A 20,624-nucleotide genomic window follows, 5' to 3' on the forward strand; every position below is an offset into this window, starting at 1 on the left:
CTCAGTGCGCGCCTTCTTCCGGCGATTGCCCTCTCGCCCCGCATTGCACCGCTTTTACGCTGTCCCTTTTCCTTCCTGAGGACGCCAAAGGTGAGGGGCCGAGACATCTGACCATAGTAGCGGCTTTTACTTGGCTGGAACGGGAACCTATTCGTGCGGTCCCTCGTTGAGCAAAGAGATCAACCAGATGGTCGCCCTATCGTGAAAAGCTCCCATTTACGTTTAATCTCGCCCTTTCTCTCGCGGGTCGTTCTCTTGGTAGCGATTTCGTCCTTACCAACGGCATGCAAGGTTCCTGCAGATCCTGAAAGCACGACGCAAGAAGTTACTCGTAGCACACTGAAAGTCGGTGCGCTGATAAATCCGCTCGACGATGTGGAAACCCGCGCCGTCGCACGGGTTGCAGACGCCTTGCAGGCCAATGTTGATTTGGTGGCTGGCGATCCGCATAGTCTCTTTGCGCTTTTGGAGAAGGGAGAGCTTCATCTCATAGCCGGACGGATACCGTCCAACACGCCCTTCGCCTCGGACGTTGGGTTAACGGATCCGATAGGGCAGGTCACTGTCGGCGATGACACCGAAGATCGGGTACTCGCGATCCGCAGGGGCGAAAATCGGTTCCTGACGACAGCCAATCGTGCCATACGGGCAATTTCACGATGATCGGCGAAACGCCTGACCGCATCACCCGAAAGCTGCGCCGCGCAGAGCGGTTGGAATGGTGGTCAATCTTCTGGATGCTAACCATCATCGCGGTGATGTATTTCGCCATGGGCTCAAGTCAGGCGATGAAGTCTGCCTGGATCGAGGATACGCTAAGCCTGTTGCCCCCTGCCTTGTTCCTACTCGCCCGCAGGTTCGAGGACAAGCCAGCAACAGCCAAGTATCCCTTCGGCTTTTACCGGGTCGGTTCGCTCGCCTTCCTTCTAGCGGCAGGCGCGCTGACGGCAATGGGTGGATTTCTGCTTTATGATGCTGGTCGCGCACTCATTCTGCAAGAACATCCCACCATTGGAAACGTGGTAATTCTGGGGTGGGACGTGTGGCTTGGCTGGCTGATGGTGGCGGCATTGATCTATTCGGTGATCCCTCCGGTGATACTCGGGCGGATGAAGAAACCGCTGGCGCGCGATACGATGGACAAAATTCTTTACACGGATGCGGATATGAATGCTGCCGACTGGAAGACGGGCCTGGCCGGAATCGCGGGGATTATCGGCATCGGATTCGGCTTCTGGTGGGCTGATGCGGCAGCAGCAGGTCTTATTTCCTTTGACATCTTGCGCGACGGGCTGCGCAACCTGCGCATCGCCGTTGCCGAATTGCTGGACGGTGCCCCTAGAGAGCTGACGTCGCCCGATATTCACCCGGTTGTCAAAACGGTTTCCGAAGCGCTGCGCAGGCGGTTTCCGGGTCATGACGTACAGGTGCGGGAAACCGGCCGTTACATTCGTGCCAATGTGGTTCCGGCCAAAGGTGCGGAATTGGAGTGCTGGCAAGCCCGCGTGTGGATCGGGCAGGATGAGGCGTGGCGACTGCGCGACATCAATCAAGAGGTGCGGGATCTACCTGCACCGGCGGGCGACCCACCAGAAAAGCGAGGGTGCCAGTAGAACACCGCCGCGTGACAGGCATCAACGTCCGATGCGTTTCATCGCCCAGCCTACCGAGAACCCATGCAGGATGGTGGAAAGCAGGATTGTCAGCGCAGTGATCACCCACAGATCGGGCAGATTGGCAAACTGGGCGTGTCCGCTTGCATAGGCCAAATAGTAAATCGACCCGATACCCCTCACACCGTAGACGGCTACAAGAGTCCGATCGGAATTCGCCATTTCGCTTCCCGAAAGGGAAAGCCAGCCCGCCAGTGGCCGCAAACATAAGATCAACAGTACTGCCAACGCGATGTGATGCCAGCCCAGATTTGTAGTTAGGACAGGCAGCACGCCACCCAAGGCAATGAGCAGAAGTGCTGTCAGCGCGTGTTCAATGGATTCCGAGAAATCGTGCAGGTGCCGGTGGTAGTCGTGCTCGGTCTCAATCCGGCGCAACGACAGGCCCATTGCTGTCACCGCGATAAAGCCGTAACCCTCGACGAGTTCGGTTGAGCCATAGCACAGGAACACTCCGGCAATTGCTATCACGCCCGATCCGGTATCGGCCAACCGGGTTTCGCGTGGCCAATTAAAGATGATCTGGCCCAACAACCAGCCTCCGGTCCAGCCCATGATTGCACCAACACCGATACGCCAGATCACGGCTTCCAAAAGCCATCGCAGGCCCCATTCCCCGGGCATCAAACCTTGCGCGATGATCAGCAATCCCAAGTAGACGAACGGAAAGGCCAACCCATCGTTCAGTGCCGCCTCGGTCGTCAACGCAAAACGGACGGGGTGTTCACCGCCTTCATGCGGCGGCGCGATCTGCACATCAGCGGCGAGCACCGGATCGGTGGGCGCAAGCACCGCCGCTAGCAGGACGGCCCCGCCTGCCGTCAGTCCGCCCAGTATAACACCCAGTATCGCTATCAATATAACTGTCAGCGGCATGGCGAACAGAAGCAGACGAAGGGTCGGTCCCCATTTGCTGGCCGGCCCAAGGCTGTCCACACGCATCCCCGCGGCGAAAAGGGCCACGATCACGGTGATTTCTGCCATAACCTCCCACACCAACGGTGCATGACGCGGGTCGGGCGGAGTGGGCAGATCCGGTATCGCAAGCACGGCAAAGGCGCCAAAGAGGATCATCAGCGGTGCCGCTGCCGGTTCACGGGAAGAAACCAGCCGCGGAAGCCACCGTGCCAGGATCACGATGATCCCGACGATTGCCAATGAGAGGTGATAGCCGCTGAACTCGAAAAAGGCTTCGGCATTCATTTTAGGTGTTCCCCACGCCTTTTAACAGCACCTCGTCTATGCGATCACCGTGCAAGACCGAGATATTGCCTGTCGTCTCCAGCACGACGGCTCGGATCGAAGACAGGTCTAGAGCGTTTGCTTCGCGCAGCTTTGCGATCAGGTCCTCCTCGGCCACGCGGGTGGCGCGCAGGGCGTCACGCAAGATCACCCCGTCCTTCATCAGCAGGACCGGCGTATTCTGCACCAAGCGGTCAATTTGCTGCGACCAGCGCCGCAGCCGGGACATCGAGTATTGCACAGCAAACAGGCTTGCCATCGCCGTGAGCGTTTGCACAAAGCCTGACCATTGCTGCGATTGCGAGACGTTGGCCAGAAGCGAACCCATGGCGATCGTCATGACGAAATCGAAATTCGTCATCTTCGAGAAGGATCGCAGACCGACGATGCGGACTAGCAGGATGATCCACGAGATGCCGAGCGCACTCAGCAATGCCCCCTTGATGATGGCGTCGAGGAAAGGTTCGTCAACGAACATGGGTTTGTTCCTTTCAGAAGAAAGACGTTATTGCTCCAATTCCATCTCCAGCTCACGCTTCAAACGACATCGCCCCCACCAAGACCTGATCTGCGTGGCATAAACCGTCTTCGGGCGTATCCGGCATTTGCCTGCGTCAAATGTGATGCAGAACTGTCTTTTAGCGGCGACAACCGCAGAACTGGCCGCCGAGATGGCAGCAACCTTCAGTTCTACTCGGCTTACACCGTCAGCCTGTAGATCATCGGAGGTATTTCGCTGCGCCCGCTGCAAAAGGTCGTCGAAGCTGCCAATATCGACAAATTCCCCGCTTTTCAAAGGTCCTTGGGAAGTAGTGGCAACCGGATTCTTCACTTCCTCTTTTGCAATCTCTGTCCGGTCGGCGACAGAGGTCTCCCGTTCGCCATACGGGGTCCGTAACGTGAGGAGAATTTCCAAGATATAGATCGGCTCGAAACCAAGATTGCTGATGAACAAGCGCCCATCAAGGCTGCGACTACCGCCAAGATGAATCAATATCTCGGTGCGCCGCTGACGGCGCACACCCGAAACAAGGACTTGCAGGTATACAAACCAGACCAGAGCCGTAACGATTCCCACCGCAGCTTGAACCAGACCGGCATTTTCCACCAACCACATCCATATGAATAGATCCTCCGGAGAAATAGCGTCGCTCCTTTGCGTCTTCGGCGATATCGGCACCATAAATGCGCCTGCGATGCTTCGCCTCAATACATATTGAATGTGCGGCTCCCTAAAGCTGTTAACCAAACTTACGGCAACCTTCATGGAGCACGTTGGAAAATGATTGATTTCAGCGAATTCATCCTGCGCGTCCTCTTCGCAGGAGGGGGCGGGCTGGTCGTCGGGCTGGACCGTGAGATCAAGGGAAAACCGCTCGGAGCTGGGACCTACGTGCTCGTCTCGATCGCCTCGGCAGCGCTTATGGTCGTCACGCTAAACTTTGCGCTGAGCGGCGTGTCGGAGCATGGGGCCATGACCGTCGATCCGACACGCCTCATACAGGGTATCGTGGGCGGTATCGGTTTTCTTGGTGCCGGCGCGATCATGTCGCCGGGCGATAACGGTCGCCTCAAGGGCATCCGTAGCGGAGCGGCCATCTGGGCCGTGGGCTCGATCGGAATTGCCTGCGGTCTCGGCTATCTTAAAGAAGCAGCTTTCATTTCGGTGTTGGTTTTCGTGGTTCTCAACATCTTCGATTGGCTGCATATTCGAGGTCAGGAATAGGAGCTCTGTCGTGCCCGAAGCATCCAGTTGCCTGGTTACCAAACTATCTCACTACATGCCGCTGTCCGATCTGGACAAAGAGCGGCTTGCGAGGCTGGAAAAGTCCGAGCGCTCCTTCCCTGCGGGACAGGAGATATATCAGGGGGGTGACGAGAATAGGAACCTCTATGTGGTCAAGCACGGCTGGGCTTTCAGCTATACGGATCTGCCCGATGGTCGGCGCCAAATTGTCAAGATTCATCACCCCGGCGACATCGTCGGTTTTCCCGATGTCGCGCTCAAACACTCGACCACGACTCTGCGCACGGTTGAGAGCGTGTGCCTGTGCCCATTCCCGAAATCCTCTCTCGACGAAATCCTGCGGAAATCGCCACGGCTTTCGGCGCTGCTCATCTCGATCGCGCTGAGGGATCATGTGGTGCTGATCGACGTGCTGCGCGCCATGGGCCGGATGAGTGCGCAAGAACGGATCAGCTATATGCTGCTCGACCTGCTGGCGCGCCTGCGCATCACCAACCGCAGCATGACCGATACCTTTCGCCTGCCGATGACCCAGAGCCAGATCGCAGACTATCTGGGGCTGACTAACGTCTATATCAGCAAGACCTTCCTCCGCCTTGAGCGCGAAGGTTTCATCCAGCGCGATCATGATCAGGTCCGCGTCCTGAAAGAGCGCGAGATGATCGAGCTTACGGATTTCCACGATCGCTATGCCGAGATGGATACCTCCTGGTTTCCACAAGACTGATCAAACGGCCTTTCAATCCAGTTGAAAGCCGGACCTCGTCTTCTCAGGCAGGCTTGTGCTGCGTCTGAGTGCGAAATGCGTCTGCACGTGGGAACTAAAGGGCACCAGAAGTGTTGCCAAGCGGGTTACTAATAATTCTGTAAGCTGCTGATTTCTGTAAGAGAATAACTCATTTTAACGCCTGGGGGTGAACGGTGGAGCTACGGCTTTTCATAGCTTTGAGCATGCTTGTCCTTGCCGCAGCGATTCCGGTGATTGGCGCCGCGATCTGCTGTGCCGTTATCGCAATTCAGGTCGCCCTCTTAGCGCTTCGGCCATTAGGCGCCTGTCTGTCCGTTCATCCCTCTCCTGTGCCGCGGGATCCTGCCACTCCCTGGTTTTCGGTTCACATCGCCACCCATTGCGAACCGCCCCGCATGGTTATCGCCACGCTGCGCGCCCTGCTGGATCAGCAGTGGCCGACAGAAGGTTACGAAATCATCGTGATGGACAACAACACTGCCAATCCCGCGCTTTGGAAGCCCGTAGAACGGTTCTGCGCCACCCATTCCGGCCGGATCAGGTTCCTGCACCGAACCGGCGTGAAAGGTGCCAAGGCCGGGGCGCTCAACATTGCGCTTGCACATACTGACACGCGCACCACCCATATCGTGACCGTGGATGCCGACTACGTTGTCGCGCCCGATTTCCTGAAGCGCGCTGCCATCGCGCTGCGGCGGACGGGCGCGGATTACGTCCAGTTTCCTCAATCCTACACGGGCACCGCTCTCGTAGCGCCGGGCGTGGATGCCGAGCTTGAGGAATATTTCCGTACTAACGCCGCTAGTGCCGACGACGCCGAAGCTGTGCTTCTGACCGGCACGCTTTGCGTGATCTCGCGGGCGGCCCTTGTTGCCGCGGGCGGATGGACAGGCGCGGCCACGACAGAGGATGCGGAACTGGGCGTGCGGCTTTGCAATGCTGGCTTCTCTGGCCGTTTCATCAATCAGGTGGTCGGCAAGGGACTGCTGCCGCTGTCGCTGTGCGACCTTGAAAAACAGCGCTATCGATGGTGCAGCGGCAATGTCCAGACGCTGACGCGCCATTCCGCCATCGTCTTCGGCCTTGCCAGTTCGCTTACGCTGGCCAAGCGGATAGCGATCTTGTCCCAGCTCACCGCTTGGGTCAACCTGGCGATGGTACCCTTCCTACTCCTGAGCGCGTGGCTGCTGACCGGACAGGATCACACGATTCCAGCGACGCTGGCAGGCGGCGCCATCGTCCTAAGTCTTTGTGACATAATCATCCGCGTTTTAGCGCGGGCCTGGCGGGACCGGTTGAATCCGGGGATCGCGTTAAGCGCCCTTGCCTGCCGCATTGCCTTGGCCCCACAATCGGCTAAGGCGACGTTTGATGCACTGACCGGCTGTCGGCTAAAATTCATCGTGACCGACAAGACCGGCAGCAGAGGCCCCACTGTGAGCGCGCTGTCTCCCTGCACACTGCTGATCTTCATCATCGGCGTTCTGTTGCTTGCTATCGGGCAACCGACGGATCCGATCGTCCTTGCTGCGGTTTCGGCAGTGACGCTGCCGCTTCCGGCGGCAGTTCTCACCGGCAACAGCTTGCGCGCCTATCGCGATGCTGTGAAAGCGCAAACACATGAGGCTATGGCATGAAATCCAATCCGCTCGCCCCACTCGTCGACATCATTATTCCCACCTACAACCGCGCGCATCTAATCGACAGCGCCATCCGCGCCGCGCTGGATCAAAGCTGGTGGAACATCCGTGTAACGGTGATTGACGATGCCAGCACGGATGTCACCGCGGAGGCGGTGGCGCCCTACCTTGAGCATCAGAAGTTCAACTACGTCCGGCTCGCGCGAAACGTCGGCACGGCACAGGCCAAGAACGTGGGCCTGTTGTTGACCGACGGCGATGCGGTCACCTTCCACGATTCCGACGACATCCCTCATCGCGACAAGGTGCTCCACCAGGTTCGCGTGCTGACCGCGCAGGACGTGCGAGCCAATGAATGCTTGAACTGGCGTCTTGCAGGCAAGCAGGGTGGGCAAGAGCTGGAGGTGAGTGCCGTCCTGACCCATCATGAACTGATCCTGCCAGACGGTCGGCGGGTTGAGATCCGGCGCGACCTGTCGCTGCTCGATGACGTGTTCCCGAACCTCCAGATGGGTTCGCAGGTCCCAGGCGAATGGACGCATATCAACTCGGGCCTCTTTCGCGCCGGCGTGTTCCGACGCCTTGGCGGTTTCGCGGATTGCATCGAGGAGGACCGCGAGTTTCGCAACCGATTGATTCTCGAAGGTGAGGTCATCTGGATCGTGCCGGAACTGCTCCTGACGAAGATCGAAACGCCCGACAGCCTGACACAGTCCTCGGCATCAGATTACGACAGCGCGCGCCGTCGGATGGACCGGGCGGAGGTCTGGGCAAAGGTCGAGGCATGGCGGGCAGGCAGAAGGGTCGTCCCCGTGCCGGTGGATATACCTAACCTTGAGGTTGCGCAGGTCAGTCGCCCCGCTTGCCTAAACCTCCGCGATATCCCGATGACACAGGCGACCGCAGCGTGGGTTACAAACATTTTCTCTGGTCCTGCGGAACAGGTAGCAATGCAATGAAATCGATCCGGCATGAAACCGCGCCAGCGCGGATTGCCATCGTGGACCCGTGCAGCGCGGCTGGCTACGATTTGCCCGATATCGACACCGGCGGGCTCGGCGGCACCGAGGCCACGGTGCTGCGCGTTGCCAGCGGTTTGCACACCGGGTTCGACATCACCCATTTCCAGAGCGGCCGCACCGAAATGCGGCTTTCGCACGCCGGTCTGCTCTGCCCGCTGTTCGATCTGGACGCGACCGGTAACTTCGATGCCATGATCGTGATCAACCGCTGGAAAGTCGCGCTGAAGCTGCGCAAGCGGTATCCCGACACAGCCATCTTCCTGTGGCTGCATGTCTATCCGGGTCGCCATAACCGCAAGATGGGCGCGGCTCTGAAAGAGGCGGGTATTCTCGTCATCTGCGTATCGCACACCCATTCCCGCCAGTTGCAGGCGTTTCTGGGCGACGAAGCCACACCGCAGCTCCACGTGATTTACAACCCGCTAGACAACGATCTACGACCTGACGCGACGCCGCGCGATCCGAACCGGCTGCTCTTTGCCAGCTCTCCGCACAAGGGGCTGGCGCAGGTGTTCGCGCAATTTGCGGCGCTGCGTAAACACCTTCCGAAGCTAACCCTCGCGGTGGCCGATCCGGGCTATCTGCGGTGGAAGACCGGCCCGGTGCCGGAGGGTGTCATCTTCCTCGGCGCGCTGCCCCACCCGGAACTGATCCGCCAGATGCGCCGCGCCTCGTGCTTGTTCTATCCCCAAACCGCTTTTGCCGAGACCTTCGGCTTGGTGCTGGCCGAGGCGAATGCGGTCGGCACGCCGGTCCTCGTGCATCAGGGTCTCGGCGCCAATGACGAGATCGTCTCGGATGCGCGGCAATGGGTGAATGGCGCCGACCCGAGCGAGATTTTACAACGCATTGACGCATGGCGTCAGTCGCCGCCGGAGGTGAGAGGCAATCCGGCTTTCCGCCTTAGCGAAGTTGCCCAGCAGTGGGCGCGGCTTCTGCGCTCTGGGGCAGCCGTTCAGGGCAAGGCTCGTGAGGTGCAGCCATGAAAACGGGCCCCTTCGCATTTTGGCAAGTGCCGAATTTGAAAGGTCTATCCCTGCCCCCGCACGTGACGGATGGTCTGCGGGCCGCAGCTGACGCCGAGGAGTGCGGCGAGCGCCCTGTTTCCCGTTCGATCGCGCTGCTGAGTGAAGCCGGCCTGCTCGGCGATGACGGCAGCGCCGACCCTATCTGCACCGCGCGGGCGCTGATGCAGGTCGGAGCTGCGAACCTCAGTGTTGGCCGGCTCTGGGAGGGGCATGTGAATGCACTTCGGCTGATCCATCTTTACGGGTCAGCCGCATTGAAGCTCAATGTGGACGCCCTGATCGCCGAGGGCGCCGTGCTCGGCGTTTGGGGTGCGGACGGACCTGTGCCTGTCACACTAGACACAAGCGGTACGCGGCTGCAGGGGGCCAAGCGTTTTACCTCAGGCCTTGGCACGGTCAGCCATGCGCTCGTGAGCGTGGGCGGCGATGTCGGCGTTCGGCTGGCACTGGTCGATGTGCGTGACCCCGACCGTTCCGACACCTCTTGCTGGAACATGCAAGGAATGCGGGCGTCAGCCTCGGGCAATTACGATTTTTCCGGGCTGAAAGTGCAGGACTGGATCGGCGGCCCAGACGATTACCTGAAGGAGCCGAATTTTGTCGGCGGTGTCTGGCGAATTGCTGCGTTGCAGGCGGGGGCAACCATCGGTTTGCTGGACCGGGCCGCGACCGATCTGCGCGCCATGGACCGGATGCAGACCGAGGCGCAACAGGCCCGCCTGATGACCGTGTTGACCCGGGCCTGGGCCGGCGCCGCGCTGACAGAACGCGCCGCGCAGGCCTCGGTTGATTGCTCTCTCGAGGCTGAGCAGATTGTCGCCACCTCCATCGCGGCGCGGCTCTTTACTGAAGAAGTCGGGCTCGATGCCATCCGCGCGAGCGAGCAGTCGATCGGGCTGCGCCATTTCGAGTCCGGTGCCGAAACTGGACGCATTGCCCGCGACCTTGCGGTCTATATGCGTCAGGCCGCGCGCGACGCCTTTCTGCAAAGGACAGCCCGGCAGGCGTTGGGGCAGGACGATCGGGCATGGGGGGTCTTCGGATGAATGTCGCCGACCATCCTGACCAAGCCGTGTTCGAAGGCCGCGAGAAATTCGTGGTGCTGGCACCGCACCCCGACGATGAATCGCTGGCCTGTGGGGCGCTGCTGGCGCGTGCCTTCGCTGGTGCGGGTGCGCATGTGATATGCCTGACGAATGGCAGTGCCAGCCATCCCGGGTCTCGCGCGTGGCCCCCTGAGCGGCTAGGCGTTCTGCGTTGCGCCGAGCTTACCCGCGCCATCGAATGCCTCGGCGGCACAGCGCGCGACCTGACCTGGATGGGCTTGCCCGACGCGGCTCTTTATCGCGTCGATCCGCAGGATGTCACGGCACGGCTTGAAAACACAATCGCACAGACAGGCGCAAGGCATGTCTTCGTGCCAGCGCGTGAAGATCACCATGAGGATCATCAGGCTACCGCTGCCTTCGCGACGGCGCTTCGCACGAAGAGGCCTGACTGGATATTTCATAGCTATCCTGTTTGGTCCAGATGGGACGACCCGGATTTTGCAAACAGCATCGCACCCTATGCGCCGATCTTCTTGGCGCCGGAGGAGCATGAGGCGCGCAAGCGCACCGCCATCGCCGCACACCGTTCCCAGCTGGGTCAGGTGGTCGCGGACGATCCTTTGGGCTTCGTGCTTCCGTCGGGTTTCATCGAACGCTTCGCCAGCGAAGACGAGATCTTCTGGAGGATGCCGTGATGGGCGTAGGCCTAGAACATCTGAATGCGCTTTATGCCGATAGTGCGGACCCGTGGAATTTCGCGGAGAGCAGTTACGAACAGGACAAGTTCACAGCGACCCGCGCAGCGCTGTCGCGTCCGCGCTATGAGGGCGCTTTTGAGCTGGGCTGCGGGAATGGCCAGCTTGCTCGACACCTCGCGCCGCTATGCAACACTTATACCGGCATGGACGCCGTGGAAGTCGCCGTGGAGACCGCTCGGCGCACACTTCCACAGGCGTGTTTCCTACAAGGCTTCTACCCCTGCGCCTTGCCGAAATACGCCTTCGACCTGCTGATCCTGTCCGAGATCCTATACTTCCTTGACCCCAGTGCTTTAAAAACCCTTGCCCGCGACATTGCCACGTTCTGGTCCCGGGCCGAGGTGATCTGCGTGACCTACTTGGGTCAGACCGGCCACGGGCTGCAGGGACAGGAGGCGCTGCAGATCTTCACCGCCGCGCTCGACACACATGCGTTCGAAGCCGTGACACGGACCGAAGGGTATCGCATCGACCGCGGAGTGCCGGAGGATGCGTCATGACCAGGCCCCAACCCCCGGATATCGCTATCGTTATCCCAGCTCGCAACGAGGCTGCGCGGATTGCCGATTGCCTGACTGCACTGGCCGGACAAGTCAGCGAGCGTGTAAGGGTGATCCTTGTGGTCAACAACACCACGGACGGCACTGCCGGTTTGGCCCGCAAGGTCGCCAGCAGGAACGGGATCAACCTGTCGGTGCTGGAATGCACATTGGCCGCGCACGAAGGCGTCGGCACCGCGCGCAGGATGGGCTGCGATCACGCGCTGCGCACCATACCGGACCTGCGCAGCCTTCTTACGACGGATGCCGATTGCATCGTGGCACCGGACTGGATCGCGCGAAACCTCGCGCACTTGGACGAGGCTGATGTGGTTTGTGGCAGGATCGAACCAATGGCGTCCGAAACCGAGATCCTCGTTAGGATAGATGCACAGCTCGGCGTGCTGGAAGCTACCTATCGCCGACTTGTGCAGGATTTCTTTGCCCGCTACGTTCCGGGCCACGCGGAAATTGCAGGCACCCATGGCGAAGCCGCCGGGGCGAGTCTGGCTCTTACGCGGGAAGCCTACGTAATGGCGGGCGGCTTCGCCGCCGTCAAATGCGGCGAGGACCGTCGCATTGTGCGCGCGCTGCGCTTGGCCGGGGCCAGGGTTCTCCATTCCGATGACGTTACCGTGCAGGCCTCGTGCCGCCTAACCGGTCGCGCGCCAGGTGGAATGTCCCATGCTTTGAAGGAGCGCACGGACACAAGAGACTACCTGATCGACGATAGTCTGCCGCCGGCCGACTGGCTAATCCGGAAGGCCGGGTGCGGGTGCCTGGGCCCATGGCCGTTGCTGGTGCCTGCCCGGCTGAGGCTGAACGTGCGCGATCTCCCCCGCCACATCGAAATTCTCGAAACCTTCCGAAACTCAGAGCGGGTTCTGCCCGCCGCGAGAACACCGGCCGCATCGCTGTCCAAATGCCACGTGATTGGCGCTGCACCGGAAAGAAGAACGGCGATTATTCCTGCCGTCCCCTCACCGCAACCTTCGGCACGGTCAACCTTGAAAGGAGCCTGAAATGACTAAACTGAAAGATCTCTATATCGAAGAACTACAGGATCTCTGGTCCGCGAATGAACAGATGTCGGAAGTGGTCTCGGCCATGGCCGACAAGGCGTCGGACAGTAAGCTGGCAGACCGGCTGAGTGCAGCCAAGGATGGAATTGACCAACACACTCGCCTTTTGAAATTCCTTCTGGAAGCCGCGGATGCAGACATGAAGAAGGAACACTGCAAGGGCATGGAGGGGCTGGTGAAGGAGGCCCGTAGGCACGCGCTAGACAGCGATATGAGCGGCGCCGCGCTGGATGTTGCGATCATCGCGCAATATCAGCGCATGTGCCACTACGGCATCGCCGGGTTCGGCACCACAAAGGCCTTTGCCGAGGCACTTGGCGATGACGACGCTATACGCAAGCTCGATGATGCGCTCGACAACATCTACGAGTCCGACGACTTCATGTCTGAACTGGCGCAACGTTCCCGCAATGTGGATGCGGCGTAATGTACGATCATGCCGGGCCGGCCGCTTGGCCCGCCCGGTGTATCTGACAGTCTGCCCGAAGGGAGCCCCGACAGTTGGTCGGGATAAGAGAAATCATACTCGCGAAAATCCTGAGAGGTTCAACGCACGCGGTAATCCATCTGATTACCTTCAGCGTGGTCTTTCTCGCGATGATCAATCTCGCTGCCTGATTTACGGAGGATCATTGCTACGGGTCTTTACGCGGCGATAATGAATGGAAATGGCTTAGCTCCAGTGCGTTGTCAGCCTCCATCAATTGCGTGATCGTATCGGTGGGCTTTTCGATCTAGGCCAGCAAATTCGGTAGCTTCAACAAAACCTTCGAAACCATGGCAGCGATCATCATCCTGCTGATTTGGTTATGTATCTCCGCAACCATCATATTGATGGGTGAAGACAAGAATGCGGAAATCGAGGCTCGAACCGCCCATGACACAACGGGAGAATTGGCCGAGCCGATGCGATAGGGGCGCGGAAAACCCCGACAGATTGAGCCCCATAAAAGGAAGATCCTAGGAGCCGTTCATCTACCGAAGGTTGGTCGGCGGCCCTAGTCCGCAGGGATAATCGCGTCGACCAACATGTCCACGGACCGACAATCTCGTTCGAGGATCAGCCGCCGATAAGATCGCCGCCATTCGGATGGAGCACCTGTCCTGTCATATAGGACGCATCCTCGCAGGCAAGAAATAGCATCGAGGGTGCCACCTCATTTGGCTGGCCGGGGCGGCCAAGAGGCGCCGACATGCCAAAATCCTCTACCTTGTCGGGAGGAAACGAGGCGGGGATCAGAGGCGTCCAGATCGGGCCCGGCGCGACCCCGTTTACCCGGATCCCGCGAGGAGCCAGTTGCGATGACAATGCTCGGACGAACGAAAGGATTGCCCCCTTGCTGGAAGCGTAGTCGATCAGCAAATCTTGGCCGCGGTAGGCTGTCACCGAGGTGGTGCAGATGATAGATGCCCCCTTTTCAAGGTGCGGCAATGCCGCCTGTACCATGAAGAAATGGCCACCAATGTTCGTGCGGAAGGTGCGAAAAAGCTGTTCCTCGGATATTTCCGTGACGTTTTCGCGCGCGTGCTGTTCGGCGGCGTTGCAGACAGTCACGTCAAGCCTGCCGAATTCATTCAGGGTTCGGCTTACCGCCTCTTTGCAGAACGCTTTGTCGCCGACATCGCCATCCAGCAGCAGCGCCTCGCTGCCTTCGTCCTCTACCAATTGGCGTGTCTTTCTGGCATCGTCATGCTCGTCCAGGTAGAGGATCGCGAGCTTCGCGCCCTCGCGCGCGAAAAGCGCCGCTGTAGCCCGACCGATCCCAGAATCGCCGCCGGTGATAATGGCCACCTTGCCCTTAAGTCGCCCGGCGCCCGGATAGCGCGGTATGTACTCAGGTTCGGGAACCATCCGGGATTCGATGCCAGGTTGCCTGTCCTTGGTCTCCAGTTTGTCCAAGTCTGCGCTGCTCATGATCCAATCACCTTTCTTTCAGTCATAACCCTAACGGGCCATCCTCGTTCCCAAACGCATCGTCTAATCTCCCACGACGCTCCGCCTGCTGAAGCCTCTACAGAGCGGAAGAATGGGCGTTTCGACGCGCTTGCAAGCATCGCTACTTCGAACTGAGCTATCGCGAAGGCCATGCCACCGCCTTTCCCGTGCTGGCATCTGGGTTTAAGGATCTGCTCTGCTCGGCAAAGGCAAGTTGGATCGATGCCTTTTGCCCGGCTAGACAAAACAGGAAAAGCCCGGCCGCGTCGCGCCCGGGCTGATTTCAGTTGTACCTAGTCAATGCAGATTACCGGCTATGCGCCCCTTCCCTGACCTCTTCGACAATCTTTGCGCAGAAAGCCGGGAGGTCGTCGGGGCTGCGCGAGGTGATCAGTCCCCTGTCCGCAACCACTTCTTGGTCCTCCCAGATCACGCCAGCATTTTCGAGATCGGTACGGATGGAGTTATAAGATGTCATGCGTCGCCCCTTGGCAACACCTGCCTCGACCAGCAGCCAAGGGCCATGACAGATCGCAGCGACAATCTTGCCCGCATCATGGAAGGCCTGAACCAGCTTGACGGCGGCCTCTTCGGTTCGCAGCCTGTCGGGATTGATCTGCCCGCCTGGAAGGACAAGCGCGTGATAGACACCAGCATCGACCTCAGCGATAGTGCGGTCAACCTGAACCGTCTCTCCCCAGTCACCATCCTTCCATCCTCTAATCGCATTACCGCCTGGTGAGGCGATCTCGACAATCGCTCCGGCCGTGCGCAATTCATCGCGCGGCACCTCAAGTTCGGATTGCTCGAACCCGTCTGTCGCCATGATCAGGATGCGAGTTTTTGAAATGTCGGTCATGCGTCTCTCCTTTCGCACGAAGGCAACCACTCGGAAGTTCCGGTTAGCCGTGTCTGGGGTTTCAACCGGAGAAGTCGCGTAGTCGTTCCGTCGCTTTGCCCATTCCGGCAGTTCTCCGCTTGCCGACCGTGTCGTTCAGTGAAGATCAGCGCGTGATTTTTGTTCGTCCGATTGATGATGGTCAACAGTCTGTTGGCTTGGGCTTCAAGCCAATTCGTTTCAGAAGCTTGGCATGGTTCAGGCTCCGCAAGGAGGCCTGATTGGTAAGCAGTCTCTACGTAAGCCTCCGGGGGCGGCCGTCTGATCTTGGGTTCGCTCCGATGGTAAGTCCGACCTTATGTCCGACTTTATCAACCGCCCTCAAATCGAAGTTCTGTCTGCCGCCGATGGTGAACGCCGCCGGTATCGGTCGGATGATGATAAACTGCGCATTGTCGAGGAAAGCTTCGTCGGCCACCGCCAAGCGGCAGCCACAGCGCGGCGGCATGGTATTTGCCGATCACTGCTGACAACCTGGCGGCGACAGTATCGCAACGGTGAGCTTGGGTCTTCTCGCCCGGTATCGTTCGCGCCGGTGACCATGACGAAAGCGCCCGCGTCGCAGACCAATTTAGCTGATCCCTGTCTGCCCCTGGACTGTCAGGTTGAGATAGCCCTGACGAATGGTCGCCGGGTCATCGTGCCGGTTGGGGTGGAGCCCGCAGCGCTTGCGCGGATCCTGGCAGTGGTGGACGGGCAATGATCGCGTTTCCGGCTGGCGTGAAGGTTTGGATTGCGGGCGGCACCACCGATATGCGGCGAGGTATGAACACGCTGGCGCTACAGGTGCAGGAAGGGCTCGGCCGCGATCCCCATGCGGGTGAGATCTTCTGCTTCCGAGGCCGCAAGGGCGATCTGGTCAAGATCCTCTGGCATGATGGCGTGGGCATGTCGCTTTACCTGAAGCGCCTGGAGGCAGGCAAGTTCATCTGGCCGGTGAGCCGGTCGGGCGAAGCGGTGCAGATCTCGGCGGCGCAGTTGGGCTATCTTCTGGAAGGCATTGATTGGCGCAATCCGCGTTGGACGCAACGCCCTATAAAGGCTGGATAAATTTCGACTAAAAGCCTATTTTTAATGGTGTCCCGTGGCTCCGGCTGGTAAATATCGGCCATGTCTGCTGCCGCCTCCGAACTCGCCAAATTACGCGCTGCCCTGGCCGCCGTTGAGGCTCGTGGAGATGTTGCGGAAAGCGAGCTGGCACAGGCCCGAGCGGTTGTCTCCTGCTCGGAAGCGATGATCCAAGAGCTCAAGCTCGAGATCGCCAAACTGCGCCGTGACAAATACGGTATCTCGTCAGAACGACGTGCGCGGTTGATCGATCAGTTGGAATTGCAGCTTGAGGAGTTGGAGACGGCGGCAACCGAAGAGGTCCTGACCGCCGGCGAGGCGGCTGAAAAGGCCAGCACGGTGCGCGCCTTCACGCGCCGCTATCCTGTGCGCAAACCCTTTCCCGATCACCTGCCGCGCGAGCGGGTTGTTGTCGAGGCCCCTACCGCCTGCACCTGCTGCGGCTCGGATCGTCTCGTGAAAATGGGCGAAGATGTCACCGAGACGCTGGAGGTGGTCCCGCGGCGCTGGAAGGTGATCCAGACCGTGCGTGAGAAGTTCACCTGCCGGGCCTGCGAGAAGATCAGCCAACCGCCGGCCCCGTTCCATGCGATCCCGCGTGGATGGGCCGGGCCAAGCCTGATCGCCATGCTCGTCTTTGAGAAATATGGTCAGCACCAGCCTTTGAATCGGCAGGCAGAGCGCTTTGCCCGTGAAGGCGTCGAACTGAGCCTGTCCACCCTGGCAGACCTGGTCGGTCACGCGACTGTCGCCTTGCAGCCGATCCACGCCCTGATCGAAACCCATGTTCGTGCCGCCCACCGTCTGCATGGCGACGATACGACAGTGCCGCTTCTGGCGCGGGGTGGCGCGAAAAAGGCTCGTCTCTGGACCTATGTCCGTGATGACCGCCCCTGGAATGGCGGCGCGCCACCGGCGGCGATCTTCCGCTTCTCCCGAGATCGCTCGGCGACCAATCCCAATCAGCACCTGGCCGGATGGCAAGGCGTGCTGCAAGCCGACGCCTATGGCGGATATAACGATCTCTATCGTGCCGATCGCGATGCGGGGCCCGTGACCAGTGCGCTGTGCTGGTCGCATGCACGCCGGAAGTTCTTCGAACTGGCCGACATCGCGGGCAACATCCGCAAGGGCAAACTCTCCCATCAGATCTCGCCGGCCGCGCTGGAAGCGGTGAAACGGATCGACGCCATCTTCGACATCGAGCGCGAGATCAGCGGGCTGGATGCCGATGCCCGCCTTGCCGCCCGCCAAGAGCTCTCCCGCCCCTTGGTGGACAGCCTCCATGACTGGTTGCTGGCAGAGCGCGCCAATCTGTCCCGACACAACAAGGTGGCCAAGGCGATCAACTACATGTTCGAGAAAGATGGCCGTTGGCAAGCCTTCACGGCGTTCCTGGATGACGGGCGCATCTGCCTGACGAATAATGCGGCCGAACGTGCCCTGCGCGGCGTGGCCTTGGGCCGAAAGTCATGGCTGTTCGCCGGATCCGAGCGCGGCGGCGCGCGGGCCGCCACCATGTATACCCTGATCGTTACGGCAAAAATGAACGACATCGACCCGCAGGCGTGGCTCGCCGATGTTCTCGCCCGGCTGCCCGACATGCCCGTTTCGCGGCTGCACGAACTTCTGCCCTGGAATTGGAAATCCCGGCCCATCGCCAAGGCAGCATGATCATGCAGCTGAACAAAGTGCATTCCGTAAAGACCATCGACCGCGTTGCAGCCGAATTGGGTGAAACCGTCGATCGGATCTTCGATCTCGCCATCGATATGGAGCCCGAAGATGGCGTGATCTGGGTCTACGGCCCCGGCGACGACAGTGTCATCGCATTCTCTCCGTTCGGTATCGAAAACCTGCGCGAACTGATCGATATGGACAATGAGCACGCGCGTTGACCTCGCTGTGGCCTAAGCCGGATGCTTACGTCTCTACTCGCTGAGCGACGCCAAGATGGAGCGCCTGAACTCTTTCTTCCCAGCGAGCCACGCCAAGCACCGCGTCGGTGACTGTCGCCTCGTAGGGAGAATAATCTTCGTCAACCGCAACGGCTTGTGATGGTACGACGCGCCGAAGGTATACGGCGCTGACAAGACTCTTTAAAACCGCCGGAAGCTCTGGAGCGATAACGGGAGCCTGGCCGCTGAGAGTGCCGAGCACGAGGCAATCATGATCGATCCGACCTACCTCAAGGCACAATGCGCGGCGTCGAGTGTCGAGGTGGAAAAAGGGGGGCGTGGGCGCCAGATCGGGCGCACCAAAGGTGGTATGAACACCTAACTGCACGCCGTCGCCGATGCTAATGGAAGCCCGATCGGGTTCGTCATTTCCGCAGGAGAGATCATAAGAATTGGTTGTCGCCATCCCGAGGCGGCTTCGATCGCACCACGGCTGTAGTTGTGAAAGCCACCCATTGTGGAGAAGCGCGAGATGAAAGGCATGGTGTTCGAGGGGCGATCTGGCAGAAAATATCGTCCATGACCACGACCGCAAGTGTCGTGAACTTTGTGTATCTGGCCCGGCCCATGCGGTTTCAGATACTCAAGTGTCGAAGCAATCACCAGAGATTATGGCGAACTGGTTGCGGGCTGCAAGCCATTGCCTGACATTCCTTCCGTCTTTCTCCAAGTTGCGGATCGCGAGGTCAATCAGCTTGGTCGCGACCTCGTCCGTCGGGAATGATCCGCGCGTCTTGATCGATCTCAGGATCACGCGGTTCAGGCTTTCAATGGCGTTCGACGTGTAGATGATCTTGCGTTTCACATCGTCGAAGAGGTCGGACCATGGGTCTGCCTCACGTCTTCACGAAACCAGCCAGGAGAACGCGACATCCTTGGGCCATCCAATGCATCTGTTCACGCGCTGTTGCCTCTATTCATGGCCCCATTGCAGAACTAGCTGAGGAACTTTGACTGGCCTTCTCAGGTTGGACCGCCGACACGACAAGAGGAAACCTAGGCATGCCAATGAACTCTCTCAAAGACATCTATCTCGACCAACTTCAGGATATCTGGAGCGCTAACACCCAAGCCCTGCCGGTCGTCACTGAACTTGGTCGAGCTGCACATGACAAAGAGCTGTCCGAGGCGCTGATCGACGGCGGCAATGGTATTTCTGACGGCCTTGCCGAGATTGAGAAGCTCTGCAACGAGCATGGCATCAAGCCGAATGCTGAGCATTGCAAGGGCATGGAAGGTCTCGTCAAAGAAGCGCGCGCTCACGGCTTGTCGGACGAGATTACGGATGCCGAGGTCCGGGACGCAGCTATCATTCCACAGTACCAGCGCATGGTGCATTACGCCTTGGCCGGCTACGGCACGCTGGCAGCTTTCGCCAACCGGCTCGGCTTGGACAGCGACGCCGCCGTTTTGCAGAAGTGCCTCGACGAGACATATGATGGAGATCGCCGGATGACCAAGATAGCTACGAGTGGCGGGGTCAACAAGCAAGCGTCGGTCTGAAGTCAAATGCCGTCTGTCGGTAGCGTGCGCGCGCGAACACGCGTGCACGCATTAGGTTGCCCAAGGTGATGCTGTTTAGTCTCCAGATCAGTTAATTACAGAGCCAGAGGACGACACTTTCGGCGAGAGCTACGGTCGCCCAAAAATTAGGCGCCCCCCTTAGTGTTTTGCAAAGCAGCGCCGGTCATTGGGCTTGCCGAGCATAATCACGATGCGGATGCGCCGCCTGTGGCGGCGTATGCTATGTGCACCGAAGCTGACCGGGTCTTCTGGTCAAGCACTTAAATCAGATCGCCTAGGAAGCGCTAGCAAACACACTTGCTAAAGCTTTGAACTATGAGATTGATTTTCTGCGGCGAAGCAACCCAAGCCCGGCAATGCTTGTAAGAAGGAAGATTACAGGTGCAGGCACCGGGACTGCGGCAATCGACGGTACGTCCTTAAGAACGAAGCTGTCGATCGTTCCGTTGAATTCCTCGCCACCTGCCCGCACCGAAAAAACGCGCACGTTAGCTTTACCGAAATCGATCCCGGACGACAGATCGTAAGAAGATACGACCCCTCTGTCTCCCAGAGAGTTGTAGACGAAGAGCGACGCGATAGGACTGCCCGATGAGCCAAAGGCGTGAACCGTCCAGCCGTCCTGAAAACGATTTGAATAGCTATAGCGCCCGGTCCTGACCGTGTAATATGCGTCGTTGGCGACGCTGGCATATGATCGCGAAGCATCCAC

The 20,624-nt window shown here is 59.4% G+C and carries 24 protein-coding genes and 2 pseudogenes; 19 read left to right on the plus strand and 7 right to left on the minus strand.

Annotated elements, in window-relative coordinates; genetic code table 11:
• Positions 1-201: 201 nt before the first annotated feature.
• Both BMX67_RS19365 and BMX67_RS14695 read left to right on the plus strand, forming a co-directional pair.
• On the plus strand, positions 202-663 hold the full coding sequence (locus tag BMX67_RS19365) for an enoyl-CoA hydratase (RefSeq protein WP_139206543.1): 462 nt from the start codon (positions 202-204) through the stop codon (positions 661-663).
• A complete protein-coding gene (locus BMX67_RS14695) occupies positions 660-1,613 on the plus strand; it encodes a cation efflux transmembrane domain-containing protein (RefSeq protein WP_090736587.1) in 954 nt (317 codons plus the stop codon). The genes BMX67_RS19365 and BMX67_RS14695 overlap by 4 nt, the downstream gene beginning before the upstream one ends.
• A gap of 21 nt (positions 1,614-1,634) precedes the next feature.
• Here the strand turns inward: BMX67_RS14695 and BMX67_RS14700 are convergent, their stop codons facing one another.
• Genes BMX67_RS14700 through BMX67_RS14710 form a run of 3 tightly spaced genes read right to left on the minus strand, consistent with a single transcriptional unit; the run spans position 1,635 to position 4,182 of the window.
• Positions 1,635-2,876 carry a cation:proton antiporter gene (locus BMX67_RS14700; protein ID WP_090736589.1) on the minus strand — a complete coding sequence of 414 codons (1,242 nt, stop codon included), beginning with the start codon at positions 2,874-2,876 and terminating at the stop codon, positions 1,635-1,637.
• A 1-nt stretch (position 2,877) separates the two neighbouring features.
• Positions 2,878-3,393, minus strand: a complete 516-nt coding sequence (locus BMX67_RS14705) for a DUF421 domain-containing protein (RefSeq protein ID WP_090736592.1) — start codon at positions 3,391-3,393, stop codon at positions 2,878-2,880.
• A gap of 27 nt (positions 3,394-3,420) precedes the next feature.
• A complete protein-coding gene (locus BMX67_RS14710) occupies positions 3,421-4,182 on the minus strand; it encodes a hypothetical protein (RefSeq protein WP_139206544.1) in 762 nt (253 codons plus the stop codon).
• Between the two features lie 15 nt (positions 4,183-4,197).
• Here BMX67_RS14710 and BMX67_RS14715 point away from each other — a divergent pair, with 15 nt between their 5' ends.
• The 11 genes from BMX67_RS14715 to BMX67_RS19370 all read left to right on the plus strand — a co-directional run bounded on the left by BMX67_RS14715 (position 4,198) and on the right by BMX67_RS19370 (position 13,443).
• The gene (locus BMX67_RS14715; RefSeq protein ID WP_090736598.1) at positions 4,198-4,641 is read left to right on the plus strand and encodes an MgtC/SapB family protein; all 444 of its coding nucleotides are present in this window, start codon (positions 4,198-4,200) and stop codon (positions 4,639-4,641) included.
• Positions 4,642-4,696: 55 nt separating this feature from the next.
• Positions 4,697-5,389, plus strand: coding sequence for a Crp/Fnr family transcriptional regulator (locus BMX67_RS14720; RefSeq protein ID WP_090736601.1), 693 nt, complete (start codon positions 4,697-4,699; stop codon positions 5,387-5,389).
• Between the two features lie 224 nt (positions 5,390-5,613).
• Positions 5,614-7,047: a glycosyltransferase family 2 protein gene (locus BMX67_RS14725; RefSeq protein ID WP_281249176.1), complete on the plus strand. Its 1,434-nt coding sequence runs from the start codon at positions 5,614-5,616 to the stop codon at positions 7,045-7,047.
• Entirely contained in the window at positions 7,044-8,009 is a 966-nt protein-coding gene (locus tag BMX67_RS14730) for a glycosyltransferase family 2 protein (RefSeq protein ID WP_090736606.1), read from the plus strand. Before BMX67_RS14725 ends, BMX67_RS14730 begins: the two co-directional genes overlap by 4 nt.
• The gene (locus tag BMX67_RS14735; RefSeq protein WP_090736609.1) at positions 8,006-9,058 is read left to right on the plus strand and encodes a glycosyltransferase; all 1,053 of its coding nucleotides are present in this window, start codon (positions 8,006-8,008) and stop codon (positions 9,056-9,058) included. The genes BMX67_RS14730 and BMX67_RS14735 overlap by 4 nt, the downstream gene beginning before the upstream one ends.
• Positions 9,055-10,146, plus strand: a complete 1,092-nt coding sequence (locus tag BMX67_RS14740; protein WP_090736611.1) for an acyl-CoA dehydrogenase family protein — start codon at positions 9,055-9,057, stop codon at positions 10,144-10,146. Before BMX67_RS14735 ends, BMX67_RS14740 begins: the two co-directional genes overlap by 4 nt.
• Positions 10,143-10,844, plus strand: a complete 702-nt coding sequence (locus BMX67_RS14745) for a PIG-L deacetylase family protein (RefSeq protein WP_175479931.1) — start codon at positions 10,143-10,145, stop codon at positions 10,842-10,844. The genes BMX67_RS14740 and BMX67_RS14745 overlap by 4 nt, the downstream gene beginning before the upstream one ends.
• Positions 10,844-11,407, plus strand: coding sequence for an SAM-dependent methyltransferase (locus tag BMX67_RS14750; RefSeq protein WP_090736617.1), 564 nt, complete (start codon positions 10,844-10,846; stop codon positions 11,405-11,407). The genes BMX67_RS14745 and BMX67_RS14750 overlap by 1 nt, the downstream gene beginning before the upstream one ends.
• Positions 11,404-12,468 (plus strand): glycosyltransferase family 2 protein, encoded by a 1,065-nt coding sequence (locus BMX67_RS14755; protein ID WP_090736620.1) that lies wholly within the window; start codon positions 11,404-11,406, stop codon positions 12,466-12,468. The genes BMX67_RS14750 and BMX67_RS14755 overlap by 4 nt, the downstream gene beginning before the upstream one ends.
• 1 nt (position 12,469) lies before the next feature.
• A complete protein-coding gene (locus BMX67_RS14760; protein ID WP_090736622.1) occupies positions 12,470-12,955 on the plus strand; it encodes a YciE/YciF ferroxidase family protein in 486 nt (161 codons plus the stop codon).
• Positions 12,956-13,305: 350 nt separating this feature from the next.
• A complete protein-coding gene (locus BMX67_RS19370) occupies positions 13,306-13,443 on the plus strand; it encodes a hypothetical protein (protein WP_139206546.1) in 138 nt (45 codons plus the stop codon).
• A 145-nt stretch (positions 13,444-13,588) separates the two neighbouring features.
• Here the strand turns inward: BMX67_RS19370 and BMX67_RS14765 are convergent, their stop codons facing one another.
• Both BMX67_RS14765 and BMX67_RS14770 read right to left on the minus strand, forming a co-directional pair.
• Positions 13,589-14,443, minus strand: coding sequence for an SDR family oxidoreductase (locus BMX67_RS14765; RefSeq protein ID WP_090736625.1), 855 nt, complete (start codon positions 14,441-14,443; stop codon positions 13,589-13,591).
• A 328-nt stretch (positions 14,444-14,771) separates the two neighbouring features.
• The gene (locus BMX67_RS14770) at positions 14,772-15,323 is read right to left on the minus strand and encodes a type 1 glutamine amidotransferase domain-containing protein (protein ID WP_090736627.1); all 552 of its coding nucleotides are present in this window, start codon (positions 15,321-15,323) and stop codon (positions 14,772-14,774) included.
• A 337-nt stretch (positions 15,324-15,660) separates the two neighbouring features.
• Between BMX67_RS14770 and tnpA the strand changes: the two genes are divergently transcribed.
• The 5 genes and pseudogenes from tnpA to BMX67_RS14795 all read left to right on the plus strand — a co-directional run.
• Positions 15,661-16,065: an IS66-like element accessory protein TnpA gene (tnpA, locus tag BMX67_RS14775; RefSeq protein WP_090736630.1), complete on the plus strand. Its 405-nt coding sequence runs from the start codon at positions 15,661-15,663 to the stop codon at positions 16,063-16,065.
• The gene (gene tnpB / locus BMX67_RS14780; RefSeq protein ID WP_090736633.1) at positions 16,062-16,412 is read left to right on the plus strand and encodes an IS66 family insertion sequence element accessory protein TnpB; all 351 of its coding nucleotides are present in this window, start codon (positions 16,062-16,064) and stop codon (positions 16,410-16,412) included. The genes tnpA and tnpB overlap by 4 nt, the downstream gene beginning before the upstream one ends.
• Positions 16,413-16,472: 60 nt before the next feature.
• Entirely contained in the window at positions 16,473-18,104 is a 1,632-nt protein-coding gene (gene tnpC / locus BMX67_RS14785; RefSeq protein ID WP_090736635.1) for an IS66 family transposase, read from the plus strand.
• Entirely contained in the window at positions 18,101-18,328 is a 228-nt protein-coding gene (locus BMX67_RS14790; RefSeq protein WP_217645867.1) for a hypothetical protein, read from the plus strand. The genes tnpC and BMX67_RS14790 overlap by 4 nt, the downstream gene beginning before the upstream one ends.
• A 55-nt stretch (positions 18,329-18,383) precedes the next feature.
• A pseudogene (locus BMX67_RS14795) lies at positions 18,384-18,773 on the plus strand (transposase family protein); the annotation flags it as partial.
• 198 nt (positions 18,774-18,971) lie between these two features.
• On the opposite strand, the pseudogene BMX67_RS14800 reads toward BMX67_RS14795, so the two are convergent.
• Positions 18,972-19,202: pseudogene (locus tag BMX67_RS14800) on the minus strand (transposase); the annotation flags it as partial.
• A 188-nt stretch (positions 19,203-19,390) separates the two neighbouring features.
• On the opposite strand from BMX67_RS14800, the gene BMX67_RS14805 reads away from it, so the two are divergent.
• Positions 19,391-19,891 carry a ferritin-like domain-containing protein gene (locus tag BMX67_RS14805; protein WP_090736638.1) on the plus strand — a complete coding sequence of 167 codons (501 nt, stop codon included), beginning with the start codon at positions 19,391-19,393 and terminating at the stop codon, positions 19,889-19,891.
• A 334-nt stretch (positions 19,892-20,225) separates the two neighbouring features.
• On the opposite strand, the gene BMX67_RS14810 is transcribed toward BMX67_RS14805, so the two are convergent.
• A partial coding sequence (locus tag BMX67_RS14810; protein WP_175479932.1) for a VPLPA-CTERM sorting domain-containing protein occupies positions 20,226-20,624 on the minus strand: 399 nt, incomplete at its 5' end.

Source organism: Paracoccus homiensis (assembly GCF_900111675.1).
GTDB classification, from domain to species: Bacteria; Pseudomonadota; Alphaproteobacteria; order Rhodobacterales; family Rhodobacteraceae; genus Paracoccus; species Paracoccus homiensis.

Bases quoted from the DNA above. Each gene is read 5' to 3' on its own strand.
- BMX67_RS14805 (WP_090736638.1), top strand. From the start codon at position 19,391: ATGCCAATGAACTCTCTCAAAGACATCTATCTCGACCAACTTCAGGAT.
- BMX67_RS14745 (WP_175479931.1), top strand. From the start codon at position 10,143: ATGAATGTCGCCGACCATCCTGACCAAGCCGTGTTCGAAGGCCGCGAG.
- BMX67_RS14700 (WP_090736589.1), bottom strand. From the start codon at position 2,876: ATGAATGCCGAAGCCTTTTTCGAGTTCAGCGGCTATCACCTCTCATTG.
- BMX67_RS14770 (WP_090736627.1), bottom strand. From the start codon at position 15,323: ATGACCGACATTTCAAAAACTCGCATCCTGATCATGGCGACAGACGGG.
- BMX67_RS14715 (WP_090736598.1), top strand. From the start codon at position 4,198: ATGATTGATTTCAGCGAATTCATCCTGCGCGTCCTCTTCGCAGGAGGG.
- BMX67_RS14765 (WP_090736625.1), bottom strand. From the start codon at position 14,443: ATGAGCAGCGCAGACTTGGACAAACTGGAGACCAAGGACAGGCAACCT.
- tnpB (WP_090736633.1), top strand. From the start codon at position 16,062: ATGATCGCGTTTCCGGCTGGCGTGAAGGTTTGGATTGCGGGCGGCACC.
- tnpA (WP_090736630.1), top strand. From the start codon at position 15,661: ATGTCCGACTTTATCAACCGCCCTCAAATCGAAGTTCTGTCTGCCGCC.
- BMX67_RS14755 (WP_090736620.1), top strand. From the start codon at position 11,404: ATGACCAGGCCCCAACCCCCGGATATCGCTATCGTTATCCCAGCTCGC.
- BMX67_RS14710 (WP_139206544.1), bottom strand. From the start codon at position 4,182: ATGAAGGTTGCCGTAAGTTTGGTTAACAGCTTTAGGGAGCCGCACATT.
- BMX67_RS14740 (WP_090736611.1), top strand. From the start codon at position 9,055: ATGAAAACGGGCCCCTTCGCATTTTGGCAAGTGCCGAATTTGAAAGGT.
- BMX67_RS14695 (WP_090736587.1), top strand. From the start codon at position 660: ATGATCGGCGAAACGCCTGACCGCATCACCCGAAAGCTGCGCCGCGCA.
- BMX67_RS14790 (WP_217645867.1), top strand. From the start codon at position 18,101: ATGATCATGCAGCTGAACAAAGTGCATTCCGTAAAGACCATCGACCGC.
- BMX67_RS14725 (WP_281249176.1), top strand. From the start codon at position 5,614: ATGCTTGTCCTTGCCGCAGCGATTCCGGTGATTGGCGCCGCGATCTGC.
- BMX67_RS14720 (WP_090736601.1), top strand. From the start codon at position 4,697: ATGCCGCTGTCCGATCTGGACAAAGAGCGGCTTGCGAGGCTGGAAAAG.
- BMX67_RS14735 (WP_090736609.1), top strand. From the start codon at position 8,006: ATGAAATCGATCCGGCATGAAACCGCGCCAGCGCGGATTGCCATCGTG.
- BMX67_RS19370 (WP_139206546.1), top strand. From the start codon at position 13,306: ATGGCAGCGATCATCATCCTGCTGATTTGGTTATGTATCTCCGCAACC.
- BMX67_RS14730 (WP_090736606.1), top strand. From the start codon at position 7,044: ATGAAATCCAATCCGCTCGCCCCACTCGTCGACATCATTATTCCCACC.
- BMX67_RS14705 (WP_090736592.1), bottom strand. From the start codon at position 3,393: ATGTTCGTTGACGAACCTTTCCTCGACGCCATCATCAAGGGGGCATTG.
- tnpC (WP_090736635.1), top strand. From the start codon at position 16,473: ATGTCTGCTGCCGCCTCCGAACTCGCCAAATTACGCGCTGCCCTGGCC.
- BMX67_RS14760 (WP_090736622.1), top strand. From the start codon at position 12,470: ATGACTAAACTGAAAGATCTCTATATCGAAGAACTACAGGATCTCTGG.
- BMX67_RS14750 (WP_090736617.1), top strand. From the start codon at position 10,844: ATGGGCGTAGGCCTAGAACATCTGAATGCGCTTTATGCCGATAGTGCG.